The following is a 22,594-nucleotide window of genomic DNA, read 5'->3' on the forward strand; positions in this document are numbered from 1 at the left end:
CATGGCGCCCAGACAACCAGGACGAACCGGGCCGCGCAAGGCGATCCCACTCCGTGGAATCAGCGCACTCGCACCCATCGAATGTAGATCTCGGCGGTCAGGACCATTCGTGCTTGTTCTGGCGGCCCAGGAGTTCGGCGCCGGCGGCGCGGGGGTCCAGGCCTTCGTGGACGACCCGGTGCATCGCGTCCGTCAGGGGCATGTCGACCCCGGTGGTCTGGGCCAGTTCCCGGATCGACGAGCAGGACATGACGCCCTCGGCGACCTGCCCGCCGGCCGCCTGCTGTGCCTGCTCGACCGTCTCGCCGTGGCCCAGCCGCTCCCCGAACGTACGGTTGCGCGACAGCGGGGACGAGCAGGTCGCGACCAGGTCGCCGACGCCGGCCAGACCCGCGAAGGTCTGGGGATCGGCGCCGAGCTTGGTGCCCAGCCGCGCCATTTCCGCCAGCCCGCGGGTGATGAGCGTGGCCATGGTGTTCGCGCCGTAGCCCATGCCGGCCGCCATCCCGCAGCTGAGCGCGATCACGTTCTTGCACGCGCCGCCGAGCTCGCAGCCGATCACGTCGGTATTGGTATACGGCCGGAAATACGCGTTCGAGCAGGCGCGCTGGACCGCCACCGCGCGCTCGTGGTCCGTGCACGCGAGCACGGCGGCCGCCGGCTGTTCCTGCGCGATCTCGCGCGCCAGATTGGGCCCGGACACCACGACGATCTCGTTCTGCGGCGCTCCGGAGATCTCCGAGATCACCTCGCTCATCCGCTTGAGCGTGCCCAGTTCGACCCCTTTCGCGAGGCTCACCAGGATCGCGCCGGGCGGCAGGAGCCCGCGCCAGCCGGTCAGGTTCGCCCGCAGGCTCTGACTCGGCACGGCCAGCACCACCGCTTCGGCACCGCCGAGCGCCTCCGCCGGATCCGCGGTCGCGGTCAGGGTCGGGGGCAGCACGACGCCCGGGAGATACCCGGTGTTGCCGTGCAGATCCCGGATCTCCGCGGCGACCTCGGGGCGGCGGGCCCACACCGTGACGTCCCGGCCGGCGTCCGCAAGCACCTTCGCGAAGGCCGTGCCCCACGAACCCGCGCCGAGCACGGTGATGCGCTGGACGTCCATCACTCGCCGTCCGCCGGCTCCGGCTTCTTCGCCGGCGGCCGCTCGCCGCGGATGTCGGCCAGCAGGTCGGTCACGTCGCCCATCAGCAGCTCGGTCACCTCACGCAACACCGCGGCGGTCTGTTCCTTGTCGCGGTACGGCGACAGATCGACCGGCTCGCCGACGTAATGGCTGATCGTCTTGCGCGGAAAGAGCCGGAGCTTCTTGTGGTAGAAGTCCAGGATCTCGTTGGTGCCCCAGCGCGCGATCGGGATCACCGGTGCGTCGGTTCCGAGCGCGAGCCGGGCGACACCGGTGTACGAGCGCTTCGGCCAGCCGTTCGGGTCCTTGGTGATGGTGCCCTCGGGGTAGATCACCACGACCTTGCCGTCCCGCAGCGCCTGGTGCGCGGCACGCAGGCTGTCGCCCGCGTTGCTCGACCCGCGGTAGACCGGGATGCTGCCCGCGCCGACGAAGATCTTCCCGAAGACCGGCGTCGTGACGAGGCTGCTCTTGCCCAGGAACCGCGGCACCCGCATCTGCCGGTGCACGAACACCGCGTCGACCGCCGGGTCCATATGGGAGACGTGGTTCATCACCAGGAGCGCGCCACCTTCGCGGGGGATATGCTCCCCACCACGGTAAACCCGTCGGCCAACGTAGCTGACGGGATAGAACAGGGCGGCGGCGAATCCGACCCAGAACCCGCCCTTTTCACGACCGGCCAAGGCTCCTCCTGTGGTATCTGCTGGTACCGGCTGATCCTAGGGTGCACCATCGGGAAAGATGGAAACCGTGCCGGTGGACCTGATCGTGCCGATGAAGCCGCCGCGGCTGGGCAAGTCCAGGCTGCGCGGCGCGGTGGACGACGCCCGGCACGCGGAACTCGTGCTGGCGCTGGCCTCGGACACGATCGCCGCCGCCTCGGAAGTCGTCCGGCGGGTACTCGTGGTGGCCGCCGATCCGCGGGCGGTCAGGGAGCTGGCCGGGTTCGGTGCCGAGATCGTCGGCGAGGACGGGCCCGGCGATCTCAACGCCGCACTGCGCCAGGGTGAAGCGCACCTGCGGGCCGACGATCCCGGTGCGATCCTCGGCGCGCTGCAGGCGGACCTGCCCGCGTTGCGCCCGGAAGATCTGGAAGCCGCGCTGGCCGCGTCCGCCGGGCGCCGCGCGTTCGTCGCGGACTGGGAGCGCACCGGGACGACACTGCTGCTGTCCGCCCCGGGAGCCGCGCTCGCCCCGCGTTTCGGCCCCGGTTCCGCCCGCGCGCACGCCAGGACCGGCGCGATCGCTCTCGGCCTGACCGCGCCGAGCCTCCGCCGCGACGTGGACACCGCGGCTGATCTCGAGCATGCGGGCACGCTGGGCCTCGGGAAGCGGACCGCCGCGCTGGTGTATGAGGGGAGCGCGGCGTGAACGTCATGCGTCCGGTGGGTCAACTTCTGAAGGTCGCCGCGCGCGCGACCGGCGTCGTGCTGGATCTGGCGCTCGGGGTGGGGGCGAACCGGCTCGATCTGAGGAACAATGCACCTGTGAGCAGCGACGAAACCATCACCTCGGACCAGACCGCACCCGCCACCGACCCGAGCAGGCACGTGCAGTTCCGCGCCGTGCCCTCGGCGCCCCCCGCGGTGACCGCGCCGGTGCCCGCCGCCTCGGCCGAGTCGCTCCCCGACGACCGCTACTTCAACCGAGAGCTGTCCTGGCAGGATTTCAACGCGCGCGTGCTCGCGCTCGCCGAGGACGCCTCACAGCCGCTGCTCGAGCGGGCCAAGTTCCTCGCGATCTTCGCGTCCAATTTGGATGAGTTCTACATGGTCAGGGTCGCCGGGCTGAAGCGGCGCGACGAGACGGGCCTGCCGGTGCGCAGCGCGGACGGGCTCACCCCGCGCGAGCAGCTGGCCTACATCGCCAAGCGCAACCAGGACCTCGTCGAGCGGCACACCATCGCCTTCGAGGAGCACGTCCGGCCGGAGCTGGGAGAGCACGACATCCACATGGTCGGCTGGACCGATCTCGACGGCCCGGACCAGCTGCGCCTGTCGAACTACTTCAGCGAGCAGATCTTCCCGGTGCTCACGCCGCTCGCCGTCGACCCCGCACACCCTTTCCCCTATATCTCGGGGCTGTCGCTCAACCTCGCCGTCACCGTGCGGGACCCGGAAGGCGGCACGGAACGGTTCGCGCGGGTCAAGGTGCCGAACAACGTCCCGCGCCTGATCCGCGTGGAATCCCAACGGGAAAGCCGGATCGCGACGTTCCTGCCCCTCGAGGAGCTCATCGCCGCCCACCTCGGAGAGCTGTTCACCGGGATGGAGGTCACCGAGCACCACGTGTTCCGGGTGACCCGCAACGCCGACTTCGAGGTCGAGGAAGATCGCGACGAGGACCTGCTGCAAGCACTCGAACGCGAACTGGCGCAGCGGCGGTTCGGCCCGCCGGTGCGGCTCGAGGTCGCGCAGGACATGAGCGAGCACATGCTCGACCTGCTGCTGCGCGAGCTGGAGGTGGACCCGAACGACGTGGTCGAGGTGCCCGGGCTGCTCGATCTGACCTGCCTGCACCAGTTGTCCAGTTTGGACCGTAAGGAACTGAAGGACCGCCCTTTCGTGCCGGTGACGCATCCCGCGTTCGCCGAACGTGAGATGCCGAAGAGCGTGTTCGCCACCCTCCGCGAGGGCGACGTGCTGGTGCACCACCCGTTTGACTCGTTCTCCACGAGCGTGCAGCGCTTCGTCGAGCAGGCCGCGGCGGACGAGCGCGTGCTCGCGATCAAGCAGACGCTGTACCGCACCTCCGGCGACTCCCCGATCGTCAACGCGCTCATCGACGCCGCCGAAGCGGGCAAGCAGGTCGTGGCGCTCGTGGAGATCAAGGCTCGCTTCGACGAGGAGGCCAACATCACCTGGGCCCGTCGGCTGGAGCGCGCGGGCGTGCACGTGGTGTACGGGCTCGTCGGGCTGAAGACGCACTGCAAGGTCTCGCTCGTGGTGCGGCACGAAGGGCCGACGCTGCGCCGCTACTGTCACGTCGGCACGGGCAACTACAACCCGAAGACCGCGCGGCTGTACGAGGATCTCGGCCTGCTCACGGCCGACCCGGCGATCGGCGCGGACCTGACGGACCTGTTCAACGTCCTGACCGGGTACTCGCGGCAGGAGACCTACCGCAACATCCTCACCTCCCCCAACGGGATCCGCCGCGGCATCATCCGGCTCATCGGCGAGGAGGTCGAGCACGCGCGCGCCGGCAAGCCGGCTGGGATCCGCATCAAGTGCAACTCACTGGTGGACGAGCAGGTCATCGACGCGCTGTACCGCGCGTCGCAGCAAGGCGTACCGGTCCAGATCGTGGTGCGCGGGATCTGCGCGCTCAAACCGGGGGTGCCTGGGCTGAGCGACAACATCACCGTCCGCTCGATCCTGGGCCGGTTCCTGGAGCATTCGCGGATCTTCCACTTCCGCGCCGGTGGTTCGCACTGGATCGGCAGCGCCGACATGATGCACCGCAACCTCGACCGCCGGATCGAGGCGCTGGTGTCGGTCAAGGATCCGAAGCTGACCGCGCAACTGGAGGAGGTCTTCGACTCCGCGCTCGATCCCGCCACCCGGTGCTGGGTGCTCGAGTCGACCGGCGAATGGTCTCCGTTCCCCGCCGAAGGTTCCGACGTTCGCGACCACCAGGTCGAGTTGTTGAAGAAGCACGGGGCCAACGGGTGACGATCGCCGCCGCGGGGGCAGTGCTGTGGCGGGCGGGTACCGATGGCGTGGAAGTCGCCGCCGTGCACCGGCCGCGCTATGACGACTGGTCACTGCCGAAGGGAAAGCTCGATCCCGGCGAGACGTTGCCGGCCACCGCGGTGCGGGAGATCGAAGAGGAGACCGGGTTCCGCGCGATCCTCGGCCGGCGCCTGCGGACGGTGCGCTACCGCGTGCCGGACGGGGACAAGATGGTCGAGTACTACAGCGCGTCGGTGGCCGGTGGTGCGTTCCGGGCGAACCACGAGGTCGATGCGCTGCGCTGGCTGCCGCTCGGGGATGCCGCCGGTTCGCTCAGCTACGGCACCGATGCCGATGTGCTGCGGGCGTTCGCCGCGCTACCTGCCTCGCTGGGCACCGTGGCGCTGGTGCGGCATGCCAAGGCCGGCAAGCGCGGCGAGTGGACGGGAGACGACGATCTGCGGCCGCTTTCGCCGGCCGGTGAGCGGCAGGCCGAAGCCGTCCGGAAGTTCGTCCCGCTGTTCGGAGTGGACCGGGTGTTCGCGGCGCCCCGGGTGCGGTGCGTGCAGACGGTGCTGGGTGTCGCGGAGGATCTGGACACCCAGGTGGCGCACGAACCGTTGCTCGCGGAGGAAGGCTACTGGGATGATCCGCGCAGTGGCCTGTCGCGGCTGCTGGCGATCGCCGCCGGGGGCGGGACTCCCGTGGTGTGCAGCCAGGGTGGCGTCATTCCCGATGTCGTGGCCACGTTGACGGAACGGGCCGGAGTGCCGGTGGGTGCGGGCAACGGCAGCATGGTGCCGAGCAAGAAGGGTTCGGTCTGGGTGCTGTCCTTTCACGCCGGCGAATCGAATGGCGTGCCCCGTCTTGTCGCCGCGGACTACTACCCCACCGCATTGCCCCATCCGGCCTCGGCGTGGTCCTGAACCCATTTGCTCGTGACGTTTCGGGCGTTATTGAGTGGTAACCGCTTTCCCATTTGGAGACGGCCACTCTTGGAGGCACTGACGCGTGCCGCGTGCCCGTCGATCCGGGGCCTGCTTTGAAAGCGTGTTGGGGCCTGTTTGGGAGTCTTTTTGAGGCCTGTTGAGGGGCCTTTTGAGGGCTCGTTGAGGGGCTTGGTCGTCGCCGTACCCGCGTCGCACAGCCCCGGCGCCGCCGATACCCCGTGCGCCACAACGGTGCTGCGCGCGGCCGCGACGTGGGACTCAGCGGGCCCGAACGCCCAAGTCACGGCCCCGAACGCCGAACTCACCATCCCTGAACGCTGAACTCGCGACCCCGAACGCCGAACTCACCGTCCCTGAACGCCGGACTCGCGGCGCCCGAACCTCGGGCTCGGCGTCCCCAACGTCGAGCGCGCCAACACGAGACCCGTCGCCCGAACGCCGGACTCGGCGCCAGCATGGTCAAACTCGCCACCGCGAACGTCAAACTCACCGCCGCCAACGTCGAACTCGCCGCCGCGAACGTCGAACTCGCCGCCCTGCACGTCGAACTCGCCGTCGCGAACGTCGAAGTCATCGTCCCCTACGTAGATCTCGGCGGGCCGAAACGCGGCAGGGCCCCCGCGAGGTTCGCGGGGGCCCTGCCGGGAAGCCGTTCGGGTGAACGACTCGTTACTTCTTCTTGGCGCGCGAAGTGGTCTTCTTCGCGGCGGCCTTCGGCGCGGCTTTGGCCGGCGTCGCCTTCTTGGCCGTGGTCGCCTTCTTCGTGGTGGTCGCCTTGGCCGCGGGCTTCGGCGCGGCCTTGGTCGCCGCGGCGGCGCGCGTCCGCGTGGCGGTGCCGCGCGTGGCAGTGCTACGCGCGGTGGTGCTGCGCGTGGCCGTGCTGCGCGTGGCGGTAGGACGGGTCGCCGTGCTGCGGGTGCTCGCCGCACGGGTGCCGGCGGCACGCGTGGTGGCGGTCCGCGAAGTGGTGCCGGCGCGGGTCGCGGTGGTCGCACGCTTGACCGCGGTGGCCTTCGGCAGCTTCTTCGCGCCGCTGATGACGTCCTTGAACGTGGTACCAGCGCGGAACGCGGGCACGTTCGTCTTCTTCACGCGCACGGTCTCACCGGTGCGCGGGTTGCGCGCGGTGCGGGCTGCGCGGGCGCGCTTCTCGAACACACCGAAGCCGGTGATGTTCACCTTCTCGCCCTTGTTGACCGTACGGATGATGATGTCGACGAGACCGTCGACGGCCTCGGACGCAACCTTCTTGTCGCCCAAACGCTCGGAGAGCGCCTCGATCAGCTGGGCCTTGTTGGCCATTCCAGTCCTCCATGAAGAACTACTTGTCACACGGCCACTTCGGCCGACTTGCGCACACGGTATTACCAATCCCCCGGAAATTCCAAACGGCGCGCGGAAATTTTTCCAGCCCGGGGCGTGCTTTCCGCCCTCCGAGCGACCCCCTAGGGGGCTTCCGCGCGCCGTCCGGCGCCGTGTGGCGAGTCACCGATTCCCTTGCTGAGCAGGGAATCTGTGGTTACGAGGTGGGTGCGGGCATGGTCACCGGCTTCCAGTTGGGACGCTGCGACTCGAAGGTGTCGATCTCTCCGGCGTGCCGCAGGGTGAGGGCGATGTCGTCCAGCCCCTCCAGCAGCCGCCAGCGCGTGTAGTCGTCGATCGCGAAGCTCGTGACGAAGTCCTTGGCCCGTACGGTCTTCGCCTCGAGGTCCACCGCGACCTCCGTGCCGGGCTCGTTCTCCAGGATCTTCCACAGCTGTTCGACGTCCATCTGCTCGCACTGCGCGGCCAGCAGTCCGCCCTTGCCGGCGTTGCCGCGGAAGATGTCGCCGAACCGGGCGGAGATGACGACCCGGAACCCGTAGTCCTGCAATGCCCAGACAGCGTGTTCGCGCGAGGAGCCGGTGCCGAAGTCCGGCCCGGCGACCAGCACGCTACCGGCGTTGAAGGGCTCCTGGTTGAGGATGAACGTTTCATCGCCGCGCCAGGCGGCGAACAGCCCGTCCTCGAAACCGCTGCGGCTGACCCGCTTGAGGTAGACCGCGGGGATGATCTGGTCAGTGTCCACGTTGGACCGGCGCAGCGGGACCCCGACGCCGGTGTGATTCTTGAACGGCTCCATGGTGGCGGGCTCCTTCAGTTCAGGTCTTCGGGGCTGGACAGCGTGCCGCGAACGGCCGTGGCGGCCGCCACGAGCGGTGAAACGAGGTGGGTGCGGCCACCCTTGCCCTGCCGCCCCTCGAAGTTGCGGTTCGAGGTGGACGCGCTGCGCTCACCGGGCGACAGCTGGTCCGGGTTCATGCCGAGGCACATCGAGCAGCCGGCCTGGCGCCACTCGGCGCCGGCTTCGAGGAAGACCTTGTCCAGCCCCTCGGCTTCGGCCGCCTCGCGCACCCGCATCGAGCCCGGCACCACCAGCATCCGGACGCTGCCGGCCACCTTGCGGCCGGCCAGCACGCTCGCGGCGGCCCGCAGGTCCTCGATCCGGCCGTTGGTACAGGAGCCGAGGAACACGGTGTCCACGCTGACCTCCCGCAGCGGCGTGCCCGGCTTCAGGTCCATATAGGACAGCGCCTTCTCCGCGGCGATGCGCTCGTTCTCGTCCGCGATCGCCTCCGGGTTCGGCACCTTCTCACCCAGCGGAAGGCCCTGTCCCGGGTTGGTTCCCCAGGTGACGAACGGGGTCAGCGCGCCGGCGTCGAGGTGCACCTCGGCGTCGAACTCGGCGCCTTCGTCGGTGCGCAGGTCGTTCCAGTTCGCCACCGCGGCGTCCCAGTCGGCGCCCTTCGGCGCGTGCGGGCGGTCCTTCAGGTAGGCGTAGGTGGTCTCGTCCGGCGCGATCATGCCGGCGCGCGCGCCCGCCTCGATGGACATGTTGCAGACGGTCATCCTGGCTTCCATCGACAGCGACTCGATCGCGCTGCCGCGGTACTCCAGGACGTAGCCCTGGCCGCCGCCGGTGCCGATCTTCGCGATGACCGCGAGGATGATGTCCTTGGCCGTCACCCCGGGCCGCAACTGCCCGTCGACGTTGATCGCCATCGTCTTGAATGGACGCAGCGGCAGGGTCTGCGTGGCGAGCACGTGCTCGACCTCCGAAGTCCCGATGCCGAAGGCCATCGCGCCGAACGCGCCGTGCGTGGACGTGTGGGAATCCCCGCATACCACGGTCGTCCCGGGCTGGGTCAGCCCCAGCTGCGGGCCGATGACGTGCACGATGCCCTGCTCGGCGTCGCCCATCGGGTGCAGCCGGATGCCGAACTCCGCGCAGTTGCGGCGAAGGGTGTCGACCTGCGTGCGCGACACCGGATCGGCGATCGGCAGCTCGATGTCCACGGTCGGGACGTTGTGGTCCTCGGTCGCGATGGTCAGGTCCGGCCTGCGGACCTTGCGGCCGGCCAGCCGCAGGCCGTCGAACGCCTGCGGGCTGGTGACTTCGTGCACCAGATGCAGATCGATGTAGAGCAGGTCGGGCTCCGCGCCTTCGCCCTTGCGCACCACGTGCGCATCCCAGACCTTCTCGGCCAGCGTGCGGGGCCGTGTCGCGGTCATCTGCGCTCCTCCCACGAGGTTGGTTGGGAGCAAAGGAACTCGATCTACGGCTCGCGGTTCGAGCCACGGTGGCGCGCAGCTCGAGTTCGATGTGTCCCAGATTGTGGACTTCCCATAGTTCGGGAAGTTAGTATCGCTTCGTGGGACAGCATAGCCCTTCAGACCAGCACAGCGGTATCGGTGTGCTCGACAAGGCCGTGGCCGTACTGCAAGCCGTCGCCGAGGATCCGTGCGGGCTCGCGGAACTGTGCAGCCGCACCGGGTTGCCGCGGGCGACCGCGCACCGGCTCGCCGTCGGCCTCGAAGTGCACCGGTTGCTGCGCCGCGGGCCCGACGGCCGATGGCGGCCGGGCACGGCGCTCGCCGAACTCGCGGGTGGCACGACGGATCCGCTTCTGGACGCCGCCGGTTCCATCCTGCCCAAGCTCCGGGACATCACGGGCGAAAGCGTTCAGCTGTACCGGCGCGACGGAGTGCAGCGGATCTGCGTGGCGGCTTCCGAGCCGAGCAGCGGGCTGCGCGACACGGTGCCCGTCGGGTCCCGCTTGCCGATGACGGCGGGCTCCGGGGCCAAAGTGCTGTCGGCGTGGGCGGATCCGCATACGCAGCGCGCCATCCTGGCAGACGCGGTGTTCGGAGAACGGACGTTGCTCGAAGTACGCCGCCGGGGCTGGGCGCAAAGCGTCGCCGAACGCGAACCCGGGGTGGCGAGCGTTTCCGCGCCGGTACGGGATTCCGCGGGGGCCGTCGTCGCGGCGGTGTCGGTGTCCGGTCCGGTGGACCGGATCGGGCGCAAGCCCGGTGCCCGCTGGGCCGCGGACCTGCTGGCCGCCGCCGACGCCCTGCAGGAACGCCTCTAACCCCACCCCCGTCCCCGCCGAGTTCTACGTTCAGGGCGCGGAGTTCGGCGTCCTGAACGTAGAACTCGGGGGCGTGAGCGGTGGAATCGGGGCGTGGGGGCGGGTCAGTTCAGGCAGGTTGTGTTTCCGGCGGTGATCGCCGGGGTGGGGCTTGGGGGTGCGGGTGGGGGTGTGGTGGACGCGGTGCCTGGGCCGGCGTAGTCGGTGCCCAGGTACGCCCGAACGTGCCCGTGGCGCAACGCGGAGTCCGCGACCGTGCGCACTCCGCTGCCGAGGAACTGTGCCACCTGTTCGGCTTCCGCGCGGTCGCCCGTCGCGTATTCGACCACCGTCGTGTGCCGGGAGGCGACGGTCGACACCGCGCCCGCGGTGAACCCGAGCCCGCCCAGTTGTTGTGACACGCGCCCGGCGAGCCCGTCTACGCCGCTGGCGTTGTCGACGTCCACCACGACGCCCGAGCTCCCCCGGACCGACGTGGTCGGGGCCACTGTGGACGGTCGTGGACCACCGCCGATGGCCTGCTGGATGAAGGCCTTGACCTGCGCGGGATCGACCTGCACCGAGTCCCCGTCCGGAGTCTTCAGATCCACGTCGCCGACCGGGATGGTCTCGAACTGGATCTTGCCGGTACTCAGGCTCTGCAACTGCTGGGCGAACGAGAACACATCCCAGCCCTGATCGAGCGTGACGGTCTTTTTCACCGCATCGATCAGGCTGCTCAGCTTCGTGGTGTCCGTGAGCGTGCCCGCCGAGAGCACCTTGTGCGCCATGCTCGCCATGAACGCCTGCTGCCGCCGGATCCGATCGAGATCGCCGTTCGGCAACCCGTGCCGCTGCCGCACGAACGCGAGCGCCTGCTTGCCGGAGATCGTCTGCTGCCCCGCCGGGAAGTCCGCACCGGAGTACGGATCGTGCACGGGTGCGTTGAGGCACACCGGCACGCCGCCGATCGCCTCGCTGATGTCGTAGAAGCCGACCAGGTTGACCGACGCGAAGTGGTTGACCGTCAGGCCCGTGAGCGCCTCGACGGTCTTGATCGCGTTCTTCGCCCCGGCCTGCGCCGCCTCGACGTTCAGCTGCGCGCCGCCCACCCCGTGCGCCCGCAAGGAGTTCGCCGCCGCGACCTGTGCGTACGTGTACGCCGAGTTGATCTTGTGCTTGCCGTAACCGCCTGCGAGCTCGACGTAGGAATCGCGCGGGATCGAGAAGGCGACGGCCTTCGCCCCGCCGGCGGGGATATGCACGAGGATCATCGTGTCGGTGTTGTCACCGCCATCGCTGGCGTTACCGGCGTGGAGTTGGTTCAGCAGGTCCGCCGGCAACGGGTTGCCCTGCGCGTCGGTCCGGGTGTCCAGGCCCACGAGCAGGATGTTCTGCTCCCCCGCCAGTGTCTTCGCACCGGGGTCGATCACGTCGGCGGTGGACAGTCCGGACGTGAGCCGGTGCACCTGCGACCATCCGAGCGCGGTGACACCGAACACCAGCACGGACGCCAGCGCCACCACGGTTCTGCCCGTGACACCGGCCGATCGGGACTTGCTCATCCGGACAAGCAAATCACCGGCCGCATGCGGATACCGTGAAATGTGGCCACGGCCACGGGATTCCGGTGTGGACGGCCGGGCCGACGAGCAAAAACGCCGTCAGGCGGACACGATGATCCGCCCGACCGCAGGCATGCCGCCTTCGACCGTGGCGTTCCTACCGTCCCCTTGGGACATTCGGGTCGCCGCTCCGGGCGCGGGCGCCTTCGTGCTCAGTCGACGGCTTCAACCGCGGGTCGCCGTGACGACGGCCGCCGTGACGACGACGATTGCTCTGCGCGCGCTGCGGGTTCGCCGAGTCGAAGTCCACCAGGCTCTACTTCCCGTGGAGCCCCGGACAGACCTTGAAAGGTTCAAACAAACGTTCGAACACAGGTGTAGGCTCTCGGGCATGACCGTGGGACTGCAGGGCTCCCTGTTCGGGGAGACCGAGGAAGCCGCGCTCCGGCCGCTGTCGGGGGTCCGGCGCACGCCGTTGACCGACGGCGCGTGGATCGACGTCCTGCCGGGCTGGCTCACCGGCGCGGACACGCTGTTCGAACGGCTGGCGGCGGATGTGCCGTGGCACGCCGAACGGCGCCGCATGTACGACCGGGTCGTCGACGTGCCGCGGCTGCTCAGCTTCTACGACGAGACCGACGAGTTGCCCGACCCGGTACTCAGGGACGCACGGTCGGCCCTGAGCCGGCACTACGCGGGCGAACTCGGTGAGCCGTTCCGCACTGCGGGACTGTGCCTCTACCGCGACGGCCGGGACAGTGTCGCGTGGCACGGCGACACGATCGGCCGCGGCTCACGCGAGGACACGATGGTGGCAATCCTGTCCGTCGGCGCCCCGCGGAGCCTGCTGCTGCGGCCCCGCGGCGGCGGGCAGACGGTCCGCCAGGCCCTCGGGCCCGGCGATCTGATCGTCATGGGCGGAACGTGTCAGCGCACCTGGGAGCACGCGATCCCCAAGACCGGCAAGCCGGTCGGGCCGCGCATCAGCATCCAGTTCCGCCCACGGGGTGTGCGCTGAACTCAGGACCGCGCCCAGCGATCCCCGGCGTGCATCCACTCGCGATCCCAGCGGGTCGCGCGGCGGCGGTCGAGGATCAGCCGAATGGTCCAGTACACCGCGGCGAGCCCCAGAGCCGCCACGAGCCACGAGAAGATGCCGGCGAGCACGCTCGTCGTCGCGGCGTCGGAGGGCGTCATCGGCGCGGGGACGGGGTCACCGGTCGAGTCGGACAGCCATACCGGGACGTGCGTACCCGCGGTGGCACCGCTGTCGGCGCCCACGGTGCCGGTCCGCTGGGTGCCGTCGGGCAGGGGCCAGCTGGCATGCACCCCACCACTCGTTCCCCCCGCGGTCGGGTAGGCGCCGTCGGTGGCGGGCACCGGCGAAGGCGCGTCCTCGAGGAGGGTCGCGGTGGCGGCGTGGCGAGAAGCCCGTTGCTCGGCCGAAACGGCGAGCTGGCCGCGGTAGGTTTTAGAACCGATGAGCGCGGCGATCGGAAGCGCTATCAACAACCCCAGGACGACGACGAGTAGCACGACTCCTTCGACCCGGTCGGAGCGTCTGGCCAACGGATTACGACCAAGATGGATACGGCGCCAGAATCGAGCGATGCGCCCGAATGGTCCGTTCACGGTCTTCAGTCCCCCTTTCCCAGTTACGTGGCGAACACACTTGGCGATACCCACTTTGCCGCGCCGGTACCCGAATTGGCTCGTAAACGAGACCAACGCCGCTTTGAGCGGCCCGTCACAATCCGGTTTACCGTGCCCGCGCGGGATAGATCAATACCCGGCTCCATGCTGGCACGGACACGGGCCGTGACAACATCGTCCGAAAGTAGGTCGCTCGACGGTAACGGAAAGTGACCATCTCCCCGTCCGAGTCAATTCGAATCCATGCGCTAGTCGAAATCGGAAAACGAGCCGCCGCGCCCGGAACCGGCCGCGAAAAGCTGCGCCCCGGCAATCGCGTCCGATTCGAAGGACACCATTCCGTGCCGCCATTCCGCGGAAAGCGCGTCCGTTTCGGTGAGTCCGTGCTGCTCGAGGACCGAAAGCCTGTCCTGGCGCAGGCAGACCTGGGGGAACCGGGCAATCCGGGCGGCCAGCTCCTCCGCTGCCGCCCGCTCGTGCCCGGCCGGCACGACCCGGTTCGCCAGCCCCATCCGCAACGCCTCGGCGGCTTCGACGGGACGCCCGGTCAGCACGAGGTCCATCGCCTGACTCGTCCCGATCAGCCGGGGCAGCCGGACCGTGCCGCCGTCCACCAGTGGCACGCCCCAACGGCGGCAGAACACCCCGAAAACCGCGTCCTCCGCCGCGACCCGCAGGTCACACCACAAGGCCAGCTCGAGCCCGCCGGCGACGGCGTGCCCCGCGACGGCGGCGATCACGGGCTTGCCGAGCCGCATCCGCGTCGGCCCCATCGGGCCGGGCCCGTCCGGAGCCAACCGGCTCATCCGCTCGGTGCCCACGGCCTTGAGATCCGCGCCGGCGCAGAACGTGCCGCCCTCGCCCCACAGCACCGCGACCGAAGCATCCGGATCGCCGTCGAACTCCTCGAAGGCGCCGTGCAGCGCCGCCGCCGTCGGACCGTCGACGGCGTTGCGGGCCTCGGGCCGGTGCAGGATCACCGTGTACACCGGACCCTGCCGTTCGATGCGAACCGCTTCGCTCATATCCGTGACCCTACTGTCAATTCAAGGTGCCTCACCACCGACCGAGTCGCAATTCTTTCGTTATCGACCGTTGATATCCCGCACCCGGGTGCCGGTGTTTTCACCCCCGGCGGCGGCGACGGCTCGTCACCTCATGTCACCCGAACGAGTGGTATCGCTGATCGCGCTGCGCGGCCGTGGTCTGCGCCAATACCGCTCGCGCGCCCGGAACCGTGCTTCACTGGGCGCGATGGACTTCGAGGTGGTGTCGGACGAGCTGTACGCCGCGAAGCGCGAGGACTTCACGGCGCTCCGCGACGAGCGGGCCAAGCAGGCGCGGCCGGATCGCGCGCTGGTGGACCGGATCGCCGGCCTGCGCAAGCCGACGGTCGCCGCCTGGCTGGTGAACCAGGTGAGCCGCAACTGCCCCGAAGAGATCGACCAACTCGCGGAGGTCGGCGCGGCGTTGCGCCAGGCGCACCAGCGCCTGGCCGGGCAGGACCTGCGAGCGCTTTCCCGGCGGCGGCACGAGCTGATCGACATGCTGAGCAAGCGGGCGCACTGGCTGGCCCGGAAGGCGGGGTACGCCTACGGCGACGCGACCGGGCGTCAGGTCGCGGACACGTTCGAAGCCGCGGTATCGGACGAGAAGGCTCTCGAAGGGGTGCGGTCCGCTCGATTGAGCGCGGCACTGGCGCCTGGTTCCCCGGAGCAGTGGCTGGCGGCCGCCCTCCTGCCGGCGAAGAGCGCGCCGCGCAAGGAAAGGAAGTCCTCACCGCGCGAGCCCGATCGGACGGCTCCGCCGCGCGAGCCGGATCGATCGGCCAGGGCGCGCGAGGAACGCCAGAAGGCACTACGCGAGGAACGGCAGAAGGCCCGTGACGAAGAGCGCCGGCTGGCGGCTCGCAAGCGGGCGACGCGCGAACTCGAGGCCGCTGCCCAGGCACATGACGAAGCGGAGCAAGGTCTGGCGGACGCCGAATTACGCGCGGAGGAGGCGACCGCGAACGTCGCGGGCCTTCGCGAGCGCCTGGCCGAAGCCACCGAAACCGAACGGCAGCTGCGCGCCGAGGTCACCGCCGCGCGCAAGGCACTGACCGCCGCCAAGCGCGCGACCAAGGCCGCCGAAAAGCGCGCGCACGAAGCGGAGTGAGTCGTCGCCAGCGGCAGTCCGGAACTCGCACTGTGGGTGATTTTCCGCGAACGCGATCCTTGACCGTTTCTTTACTCCGAGTTATGGTCCAGACCATAGAGGTTCAGACAACCCGTCCCAAGCCAGGGAAAGGGCACGGCGCATGCGCAGCAGGAAGCACCTCAAGTGCAACACCGCGAACCACCGCACCACCAACTGGGAGTACTTCGTCGACGGCACCCGCGTCACGGTGGTGGACGGCGGGAACGCCCAGCCGCCGTCGACCACAAACTCCTTGCGGTGTGGAACATCGCCGACACCGCCAACGCGTTCTACTCCTGCGTCGATCTGCGGATCGGCTGACATGGCCCGAGGGGTGGAGGTGCGGGCCGGGGCCGGATGCGGCCCCGGCCCGCACGTGTCGCTCAGTGCGCACGCCGGTAAGCGGCCACCACGTCGTCACCTTCGGGCTGCCGCTCGACCACCGACGTCGCCACGTCGATCAGCCGCCGCCGGTTGCTGCGCGCGAACAGCCGCAGGCTCACGAACGCTTCGTCCACCCCGATCCCGAGCCGCTCGGCGAGCACGCCCTTGGCCTGTTCGATCGTGATCCGGCTGGTCAGCGCCGTCTGCAACTGGTCGACGAGCACCTCGTGCTTCCGGATGGTCCGCTCGTGCAGGATGCCGATCGTCGCGACGTCGGCCAGCGCCTGCCCGACACTCAGCCTCTCGTGCCCCAGCTCGCCCGCGGTTCCGCGGAACAGGTTGAGCGCGCCGAGGACGTCGTCGCGCAACCGCATCGGCACCGCGGCGACCGAGGTGAACCCCGCTTCCTGCGCCTCCTGCGCGAACACCGGCCATTGCGCCGGCGCCTTCGCCAGATCCGGGCACTCGACCGCCTGCCCTTCGCGGTAGCAGTCGATCGCGGCGCCTTCCTGATTCTGCAACTGCAACAGCTCCAGGAACCGAGCCTGTTCCCCGGACGCGACGACCACGTTGAGCACCCCGTGGGCGTCGGCCAGTAGCAGTCCCGCCGCGTCGACCTCCAGCAACTCCACGCACCGGACGGTCAGCAGGTTCAGGAATTCGAGCAGATCGAAGTCCGCGACCAGGGTGTCCGCGAGCTCCACGAACGTCCTCGTCACTCGCGCGTCGGGCACACTCATCGGTGCTCCCCTTCGAACTTGTCATCGGTGGCGAACCCGGGTGACCTCCGCCACCTCCCCCAGTCGTTCACCCTGAGCGTATGCCCGCGCACGAGGTCTGGCCATGGGCGGCCCGTTCAAAACGCGCCCAGCCGCGCCGCACCGATCCGCGTCTATCCGCGCCGTTCCCGGCCCAGCGTGAACTCGCCGAGCACGGCATCGGCCACCGCCGCCTGGTGACGCACGGCCGCGGCCTGGCCCCGCACACGGTCGGTCACGTAAGCGTAGACGAGGTCGCGATCGGGGTCGGCCCAGGCGATACAGCAGTTGCTGCCGTTGTGGCCGAACGTGCGCGGGCTGCTCGATGCGCCGAGCGGGGTCAGCGCCGGGCGCGGGCCGCCGAGCTGGAACCCCTGCGACCACCGGATGGGCAACTTGACGTACCGGTCGAGCTCACCGTCGCTGGACGGCACGCGCGCCTGTTCGATGCTCGAGGCACTGATGATGCCGTCGCCGCCGCGCAGCAGCACGCGGTAGAACGCGGCCAGATCCCGTGCTGTCGTGGAGACGCCGGCCGCCGGCACCACCGCGGCGCGAGCCGCGGGCCGGTTGAGCGTCGCGGCGACCGGGCCGGGCGCGAGCAGTGGCACGGCTCGCGACCACAGCTCGCCGGGCAGGCCGAGGTAGGTGTCGCGGACGCCCAGCGGTGCCAGCAGTTCCGTCGAGAGGACGTCGCGAAACGCCCGGCCGGTGACTCGCCGCACGACCTCGCCGAGAATGAAGCCGAACGTGAGGAACTGGTAGGCAGGAGCCTGTCCCGGCGGCCAGCGCGGCCGGGTGCGCTCGATGCGGTGGACCGAACGCCGCCAGTTCGTCATCGCGAGCGCGTCGCCGAGCGCGGTGCCCGCGGTGGTCAGGCCGGACCGGTGCTGGAGCACCTGCCGGACGGTGATGCCTTCCTTGCCGTGCCGCGCGAACTCCGGCCAGTACGTCGCGACCGGCGCGTCCAGCGCGAGCTGCCCGCGCTCGGCGAGCAGGTGCACGAGGATCGCGGTGTAGGGCTTGCTGGCGGAGAAGATCCAGAACAGTGCGTCAGGCGCGCACCCGAACGAACGGTCCAGCAGCACCTCGTCACCGCGGAGCACGCACAGCTGCGCGACCGCACCCCGTGCTTCGACGAGCTCCACCGCGGTTTCCAGGCTCACGCCGAGCAGACTAGCGGGCGTCCACAGTGGATTGCGGAGCTGGCCGGGGCGTTCGAGGGGGACGGTGTGGTCGCGGTGAAGATCGAGCAGCCGCGTCTGTGGCGCGCGGAGTTCCTGTCACGCCCGGCCGAGCTCCGCCGCGAGCCGCTCCGCCGCCTCCGTCCCGACCTGCCCGCACAGGACCAGCGCTTCCCGCCGGTGGTCACCGGCGTCCGCGCCTTCCCCGGACGCTTCCAGTGCCAGCACCAGTTCGGCGAGGGCCTGTGCGCGTTCCCACCGCGTGAACGGCTCGGTGAACTCCGCGAGCGCGGCGAGCAGGCACTCGATCGCGCGCGAGTACTCCCCCGCTTCGCGCCACGCCCTGCCCTCCGCGAGCGCGGAACCCGCGGCGCCCGTCGCGTCACCGGCTTCGCCGGCGAGGGTGCGCGCGGTGTGGTGCGCCCACGCCGAGTCCGCCCAGTCCCCCATGAGCCCCAGCGCGACCCCGGCATGCCGGAACGTCAGGCCGCGGAAGATCAGGTACGTGTTCGGATTCGCCTCGGCGCGGTGCAGTTCGGTGCCCGCGAGGACGTCGCGGTGCACGGCCAGCGCCTCCTCCGGCCTGCCGACAGCGCACAGCACCTGGCCGAGCCCGTTGCGGATCGACCAGTCCCCGGCCCAGAATCCGAGCTCGGCCGAGCCTTCGGCCGCCGGGCGGCTGTAGCCGAGCGCCTCGTGCGGCCGGCCGAGCCGCATCAGCACCACGCCGAGGTACGCGAGCGCCCAGGTCTCCTCCACCCGGTCACCGATCCGCCGCGCGAGCGCGAGCGCCTCCTCGTGCAGCGCGAGCCCGCCTTCGCTGTCCTGCAGGCACATGTAGCGGGCCCAGCCGGCGAAATTGAGCAGTTTCACCTCGGCCTGCCGGTCCCCCAGCTCGCGCGCGGCCGCCACCCCCAGCTCGAACACCTCGTCCCAGGGAACGTGCCGCTGGCGCACGTCGGAGTACCAGTGCATCGCCTCGGCGAGGTCGACCATCCGGCGCGGCTCGGCGTGCTGCGCGGCGCTGCGGTAGGCGGCCAGCCAGCCCGAGGCCTCCCGATCGAGCCAGTGCCCCGCTTGGTCGCGGGAGGAGAACACGCCGGGCGCGTCGACGACTTCTGGGAAGAACCATCGCGCCGCTTCGATCGCCCTGTCCAGCAAGTAGCCGACGACCGCGCACCGCATCTTCGCGAGATCGTCCGGCTCCTCCTCGGCCGCGAGGCGCTCGGAGGCGAACAACCGGATGAGGTCGTGGTAGGAGTAGCGGCCGTCCTCGGCGGAGGCCTGCAGGAGGTTCGCGTCGACGAGTTCGTCGATGTCCTGCCGCACCCGCGCCTCGGGCCGGCCGGTCGCGACGGCGGCGATCTCGACCCCGAAGTCGGGTCCGGGAACCAGCGCCAGCCGCTGGAAGACTAGGCGCGCGTCGCCCGTCAGGCGCTGGTAGGACATCTCGAACGCCGGACGCACCCGCAGGTCGCCCGCGGACAGCGCGGCGAGCCGGGTGCCCTCGTCGCGCAGCAGCGAGACGAGGTGGCCGATCGACCAGTTCGGCCTGCTCGCCAGCCGGTTACCCGCGATCCGCACCGCGAGCGGCAGGTTCCCGCACAGCTCGGCCAGTTCCGCCGCGGCCTCGGGCTCGGCCCGGACCCGCTCGGCGCCGATGATCGTGCCGATCAGCGACGCCGCGTCGGTGCGGCTGAGCGGGTTGAGCCAGATCCACCGCCCCGACTCGAGCCCCGCGAGCGCGCGGCGGCACGTGATGACCGTGAGGCAGCCGGTGGTCCTGGCCAGCAGCGGGCGCAGCTGCGTCTCGTCCGCGGCGTTGTCGAGCAGGATCATCGTGCGGCGCCCGGCGAGCAGCGAGCGGAACAGGCTCGCCTGCTCGGCGACGCCGAGCGGGATCTGCTGTACCGGCACGCGCAGGGCACGCAGCAGGAGATCGAGCGCGGCCCGCGGAGACACCGGGCGATCGTCCATGCCGCGCAGATCGAGGGAGAAGCAGCCGTCGGGGAACTCCCCCCGCAGTTCGTGCGCGGCGGTCGCGGCGAGCGAGGTCTTGCCCACGCCCGGATGCCCGACGACCGAAACGACCACCCCGCCTGGGGTTTCGGCCGCGGCCCGCGCGGCCGAACGCAACCGGTCCAGTTCGGCGGCCCGGCCGACGAGCGCGGGCACCGCGGTCGGCAACATCGCGATCGTGCCGGGCGCCACGCCGGGGCGCGCGCCACGTAGGCGGCCCTGCCGGGCTCGGTCGAGGAAGGCCGCCCGCTCATCGCCGGCGATACCGAGCGCGTCGGCGAGTGCTTCGGTGGATCGTCGTTGGGATGCGCGGGCGCGGCCGCGTTCGAGATCACTGAGCGCCCGGACGCTGACGCCCGAGGCCTCGGCGAGCTCGGCCTGAGTCAGCCCGGCGGCCCGGCGAAGGCTCAGGAGGAACTCCCCGAAGGCCGGTTCGCCGGCGGCGGATGTGACGTTCACCGGCGCCATTAAACCGGCAGAACTGGCCTCCCGGAAAAACTGCTGGTCGTTCTTCCTGGCCGTCGGCTCACGGTTCGCGGTTTCCTGGCCACATGTCAATCGGTATCGCCCGTATGGAGGACACGGGCAAACACACACCGTACGGTCAGCCCACTTCCGCCGTTCCGGTCGGCGTGCTGGCGGGAGACCCGCTGCTGCGCGCGGGCGTGGTCAGTGCCCTTCGCGGCCGGCCAGGTATCCGGCTCGTCGAGGGCGATCAGCGCGAGGCGAGTGTGCTGGTCGCCGTCACCAGCGACATCCGCTCACTGCCCTATCTGGTCGGGGAGTCCGAGCGGCAGGCCCGCCTGGTCCTGGTCGCCGATCCACCGCAACCCGGCGACCTGTGGACGGCGATCGAGAGCGGCCTCGTCGTGTTCGTGCCGCGGGAGGAGGCGAGCCCGCATCGGCTGCGCCGCGCGATCAGCGACGCGTGCCAGGGGCACGGGCATCTGCCGCCCGAACAACTCGGGCAGATGCTGCAGGATCTGGCACGGCTGCACTGCGACGTCCTCGTTCCGCACGACCTCACCCCCACCGGCCTGTCGAATCGCGAGGCGACCGTGCTGCGGCTGCTGGCCGACGGCCGGGACACCGCCGAAATCGCCACCGAGATGGCCTATTCCGAACGGACCGTGAAGAACATCCTGCACAAGCTCACCAGCAGACTCGGCCTGCGCAACCGCACCCACGCCGTTTCGTACGCGCTGCGTCACGGGCTGATCTGACGCCCTCGGCCCGGTGGGGACCCGCGGCATCGTCGCCGCCCCCGGGTCACGCGGCGGCCGCGTCCCAGTCGATACGGTAGTCCACCTGCCAGGCCATCTTCTCCGGTTTCGCCAGCAGTTTCATCGCGACCGGCAGCACCAGGTCCCGCACGACCCGCGCCACCGGCCCCGCCGCCTTGCCGCTGTTCGTGCGCGCGGCAGCGGCGATGATCCGCTCCACCCTCGGCCGGCGCAGGCGTTCGTAAGCGGCGAAAGCGTCCGATGTGGACGGGATGTCGCGCAGGCACCGGGCGAGCTGGACGGCGCTTTCGATGGCCAGCGACACGCCCTGCCCCGAGCTCGGCGAGGTCGCGTGCGCCGCGTCGCCGACGAGCACCATCCGCCCGCGGCTCCACTTAGGAACGTTCGGCAGGTCCTCGAGCGCGCCGACCGCGAGCAGCTCTGCCGGCTCGCACGCGCGCAGGATGTCCACGGCGGGGATGCGGTCCTCGGCGAAGGCGCTTTCCAGTGTGCGCAACCATTCCCGTGGATCGACGGCCCGCGACTCGGCGAGGGTCAGGGGTTTGGCGCGGCAGGTTGGCGAACCAGCCGACGTGGCCGTCCTCGTAGACGAAATAGGCGAAGAAGGCGCGTTTGCCGAAGATCATGTGCATCGAGCCGTTGGTCGAAGACAGGCCGACCGGTTTCGCCGTCTCGCCACCGAACCCGAGCAGGCCGGTGTAGCGAGGCTGGGGCGCGTTCGGGTCTATCACCGATCGGACGGCCGAGCGGATCCCGTCCGCTCCGATGAGGAGGTCCGCTTCCGCGCTGGTACCGTCGTCGAACTCGGCGATGACTCCGGAAGCCGTTTCGTGGGCAGTGAGAAAGCGCTTCCCGTGCTCGGTCTTGATATCGCGCCGGGCGGCTTCGTCGTAGAGGGCACGGCAAAGCTCGCCCCGCCAGACGGCGTGGAACACCGGTTCGCCGTCCTGGCCGCCGAACTCCGCGAGTCGCTTGCCGGTCCAGCTTCGCATGATCATCGACTTGACGGGTTCGCCGATACCGCGCACGGCATCCGCGGCGCCCAGCACGTCGAGCGCGTCGATGCCGTTGGGCGCGAGGCCGAGCATGCCGCCGACGCCGTCGGCAGCCCCTTGGTACGCCTCGTAGACACGGGCCTCGATCCCGGCCCGCCGCAATGCCATGGCCGCGACCGGCCCGGCGATCCCGCCGCCGATGACCAGCGCGGTCCTGTGCTCGTTCATGGTCGTCCCTTCCGGTTGGTGTGGTAGCCCGAACCGGCCCAGGACGAGCTCGCCCGTTATCGTTGTGCTGCCCCTTCGTACGCCGGGATCTGCTCGTCGTGGGTTCGGTTCGAAGGTCGAAGGGCTCCGGCGGCGGTGTTGCCGCACCCCGCCGGGGCCCGCTAATCCCAATGCCGCGTAGTTAGGGCTTGCGAGTTGATGTCAAGTGGGTCTGTGTGGCGCCTGCGTGTCTGACAATG

20 protein-coding genes and 1 pseudogene are annotated in these 22,594 nt (G+C 70.2%); 8 read left to right on the plus strand and 13 right to left on the minus strand.

Annotated features, from left to right (window positions below; translation table 11 throughout):
- Positions 1-97 precede the first annotated feature (97 nt).
- Complete coding sequence (locus FG385_RS31130) at positions 98-1,108, minus strand: NAD(P)H-dependent glycerol-3-phosphate dehydrogenase (RefSeq protein ID WP_139100398.1); 1,011 nt, start codon at positions 1,106-1,108, stop codon at positions 98-100.
- Positions 1,108-1,815, minus strand: a complete 708-nt coding sequence (locus FG385_RS31135; RefSeq protein WP_139100381.1) for a lysophospholipid acyltransferase family protein — start codon at positions 1,813-1,815, stop codon at positions 1,108-1,110. The genes FG385_RS31130 and FG385_RS31135 overlap by 1 nt, the downstream gene beginning before the upstream one ends.
- A gap of 58 nt (positions 1,816-1,873) precedes the next feature.
- On the opposite strand from FG385_RS31135, the gene cofC reads away from it, so the two are divergent.
- The 3 genes from cofC (at position 1,874) to FG385_RS31150 (ending at position 5,732) form a co-directional block, all read left to right on the plus strand.
- A complete protein-coding gene (gene cofC / locus FG385_RS31140; RefSeq protein WP_139100382.1) occupies positions 1,874-2,503 on the plus strand; it encodes a 2-phospho-L-lactate guanylyltransferase in 630 nt (209 codons plus the stop codon).
- 116 nt (positions 2,504-2,619) lie between these two features.
- Positions 2,620-4,806, plus strand: coding sequence for an RNA degradosome polyphosphate kinase (locus FG385_RS31145; RefSeq protein ID WP_139100399.1), 2,187 nt, complete (start codon positions 2,620-2,622; stop codon positions 4,804-4,806).
- Between the two features lie 2 nt (positions 4,807-4,808).
- A complete protein-coding gene (locus FG385_RS31150) occupies positions 4,809-5,732 on the plus strand; it encodes an NUDIX hydrolase (protein WP_235022906.1) in 924 nt (307 codons plus the stop codon).
- Between the two features lie 693 nt (positions 5,733-6,425).
- On the opposite strand, the gene FG385_RS31155 is transcribed toward FG385_RS31150, so the two are convergent.
- The 3 genes from FG385_RS31155 to leuC all read right to left on the minus strand — a co-directional run bounded on the left by FG385_RS31155 (position 6,426) and on the right by leuC (position 9,308).
- Positions 6,426-7,058, minus strand: coding sequence for an HU family DNA-binding protein (locus FG385_RS31155; RefSeq protein WP_139100384.1), 633 nt, complete (start codon positions 7,056-7,058; stop codon positions 6,426-6,428).
- Positions 7,059-7,275: 217 nt separating this feature from the next.
- Positions 7,276-7,878 (minus strand): 3-isopropylmalate dehydratase small subunit, encoded by a 603-nt coding sequence (leuD, locus tag FG385_RS31160; protein WP_139100385.1) that lies wholly within the window; start codon positions 7,876-7,878, stop codon positions 7,276-7,278.
- 14 nt (positions 7,879-7,892) lie between these two features.
- Positions 7,893-9,308, minus strand: coding sequence for a 3-isopropylmalate dehydratase large subunit (gene leuC, locus FG385_RS31165; RefSeq protein WP_139100386.1), 1,416 nt, complete (start codon positions 9,306-9,308; stop codon positions 7,893-7,895).
- 140 nt (positions 9,309-9,448) lie between these two features.
- Here leuC and FG385_RS31170 point away from each other — a divergent pair, with 140 nt between their 5' ends.
- Positions 9,449-10,168 (plus strand): IclR family transcriptional regulator, encoded by a 720-nt coding sequence (locus FG385_RS31170; protein ID WP_200834746.1) that lies wholly within the window; start codon positions 9,449-9,451, stop codon positions 10,166-10,168.
- Between the two features lie 104 nt (positions 10,169-10,272).
- On the opposite strand, the gene FG385_RS31175 is transcribed toward FG385_RS31170, so the two are convergent.
- A complete protein-coding gene (locus FG385_RS31175) occupies positions 10,273-11,712 on the minus strand; it encodes an LCP family protein (RefSeq protein ID WP_139100387.1) in 1,440 nt (479 codons plus the stop codon).
- A 391-nt stretch (positions 11,713-12,103) separates the two neighbouring features.
- Between FG385_RS31175 and FG385_RS31180 the strand changes: the two genes are divergently transcribed.
- Positions 12,104-12,730, plus strand: coding sequence for an alpha-ketoglutarate-dependent dioxygenase AlkB (locus FG385_RS31180; protein ID WP_139100388.1), 627 nt, complete (start codon positions 12,104-12,106; stop codon positions 12,728-12,730).
- A 2-nt stretch (positions 12,731-12,732) separates the two neighbouring features.
- On the opposite strand, the gene FG385_RS31185 is transcribed toward FG385_RS31180, so the two are convergent.
- The gene (locus FG385_RS31185; RefSeq protein ID WP_456061886.1) at positions 12,733-13,344 is read right to left on the minus strand and encodes an Rv1733c family protein; all 612 of its coding nucleotides are present in this window, start codon (positions 13,342-13,344) and stop codon (positions 12,733-12,735) included.
- 269 nt (positions 13,345-13,613) lie between these two features.
- Positions 13,614-14,390, minus strand: a complete 777-nt coding sequence (locus FG385_RS31190) for a crotonase/enoyl-CoA hydratase family protein (RefSeq protein ID WP_139100389.1) — start codon at positions 14,388-14,390, stop codon at positions 13,614-13,616.
- 133 nt (positions 14,391-14,523) lie between these two features.
- On the opposite strand from FG385_RS31190, the gene FG385_RS31195 reads away from it, so the two are divergent.
- Both FG385_RS31195 and FG385_RS35745 read left to right on the plus strand, forming a co-directional pair.
- Positions 14,524-15,522 carry a hypothetical protein gene (locus FG385_RS31195; protein WP_160148931.1) on the plus strand — a complete coding sequence of 333 codons (999 nt, stop codon included), beginning with the start codon at positions 14,524-14,526 and terminating at the stop codon, positions 15,520-15,522.
- Positions 15,523-15,694: 172 nt separating this feature from the next.
- A pseudogene (locus tag FG385_RS35745) lies at positions 15,695-15,864 on the plus strand (cellulose-binding protein); the annotation flags it as partial.
- Between the two features lie 62 nt (positions 15,865-15,926).
- Here the strand turns inward: FG385_RS35745 and FG385_RS31200 are convergent.
- The 3 genes from FG385_RS31200 to FG385_RS31210 form a co-directional block, all read right to left on the minus strand.
- Positions 15,927-16,667: a GAF and ANTAR domain-containing protein gene (locus FG385_RS31200; RefSeq protein ID WP_139100391.1), complete on the minus strand. Its 741-nt coding sequence runs from the start codon at positions 16,665-16,667 to the stop codon at positions 15,927-15,929.
- Between the two features lie 152 nt (positions 16,668-16,819).
- Positions 16,820-17,851 (minus strand): serine hydrolase domain-containing protein, encoded by a 1,032-nt coding sequence (locus FG385_RS31205; RefSeq protein WP_160148932.1) that lies wholly within the window; start codon positions 17,849-17,851, stop codon positions 16,820-16,822.
- Between the two features lie 117 nt (positions 17,852-17,968).
- The gene (locus tag FG385_RS31210) at positions 17,969-20,356 is read right to left on the minus strand and encodes a helix-turn-helix domain-containing protein (protein WP_139100393.1); all 2,388 of its coding nucleotides are present in this window, start codon (positions 20,354-20,356) and stop codon (positions 17,969-17,971) included.
- 83 nt (positions 20,357-20,439) lie between these two features.
- Here FG385_RS31210 and FG385_RS31215 point away from each other — a divergent pair, with 83 nt between their 5' ends.
- Entirely contained in the window at positions 20,440-21,111 is a 672-nt protein-coding gene (locus tag FG385_RS31215) for a helix-turn-helix transcriptional regulator (RefSeq protein ID WP_327436869.1), read from the plus strand.
- A gap of 46 nt (positions 21,112-21,157) precedes the next feature.
- Here the strand turns inward: FG385_RS31215 and FG385_RS34545 are convergent, their stop codons facing one another.
- Positions 21,158-21,583 carry an FAD-dependent oxidoreductase gene (locus tag FG385_RS34545; RefSeq protein ID WP_235022905.1) on the minus strand — a complete coding sequence of 142 codons (426 nt, stop codon included), beginning with the start codon at positions 21,581-21,583 and terminating at the stop codon, positions 21,158-21,160.
- Positions 21,507-22,355, minus strand: a complete 849-nt coding sequence (locus tag FG385_RS31220; protein WP_200834747.1) for an FAD-dependent oxidoreductase — start codon at positions 22,353-22,355, stop codon at positions 21,507-21,509. The genes FG385_RS34545 and FG385_RS31220 overlap by 77 nt, the downstream gene beginning before the upstream one ends.
- Positions 22,356-22,594 lie beyond the last annotated feature (239 nt).

The sequence above is a fragment of the Amycolatopsis alkalitolerans genome (assembly GCF_006152065.1).
In the GTDB taxonomy this organism is placed as follows: Bacteria; Actinomycetota; Actinomycetes; order Mycobacteriales; family Pseudonocardiaceae; genus Amycolatopsis_E; species Amycolatopsis_E alkalitolerans.

Coding starts and splice junctions, on each gene's coding strand:
- FG385_RS31180 (WP_139100388.1), top strand. CDS start 12,104: ATGACCGTGGGACTGCAGGGCTCCCTGTTCGGGGAGACCGAGGAAGCC.
- leuD (WP_139100385.1), bottom strand. CDS start 7,878: ATGGAGCCGTTCAAGAATCACACCGGCGTCGGGGTCCCGCTGCGCCGG.
- FG385_RS31175 (WP_139100387.1), bottom strand. CDS start 11,712: ATGAGCAAGTCCCGATCGGCCGGTGTCACGGGCAGAACCGTGGTGGCG.
- FG385_RS31190 (WP_139100389.1), bottom strand. CDS start 14,390: ATGAGCGAAGCGGTTCGCATCGAACGGCAGGGTCCGGTGTACACGGTG.
- leuC (WP_139100386.1), bottom strand. CDS start 9,308: ATGACCGCGACACGGCCCCGCACGCTGGCCGAGAAGGTCTGGGATGCG.
- cofC (WP_139100382.1), top strand. CDS start 1,874: ATGGAAACCGTGCCGGTGGACCTGATCGTGCCGATGAAGCCGCCGCGG.
- FG385_RS31195 (WP_160148931.1), top strand. CDS start 14,524: ATGTCACCCGAACGAGTGGTATCGCTGATCGCGCTGCGCGGCCGTGGT.
- FG385_RS31155 (WP_139100384.1), bottom strand. CDS start 7,058: ATGGCCAACAAGGCCCAGCTGATCGAGGCGCTCTCCGAGCGTTTGGGC.
- FG385_RS31215 (WP_327436869.1), top strand. CDS start 20,440: ATGTCAATCGGTATCGCCCGTATGGAGGACACGGGCAAACACACACCG.
- FG385_RS31220 (WP_200834747.1), bottom strand. CDS start 22,355: ATGAACGAGCACAGGACCGCGCTGGTCATCGGCGGCGGGATCGCCGGG.
- FG385_RS31210 (WP_139100393.1), bottom strand. CDS start 20,356: ATGGCGCCGGTGAACGTCACATCCGCCGCCGGCGAACCGGCCTTCGGG.
- FG385_RS31200 (WP_139100391.1), bottom strand. CDS start 16,667: ATGAGTGTGCCCGACGCGCGAGTGACGAGGACGTTCGTGGAGCTCGCG.
- FG385_RS31130 (WP_139100398.1), bottom strand. CDS start 1,108: ATGGACGTCCAGCGCATCACCGTGCTCGGCGCGGGTTCGTGGGGCACG.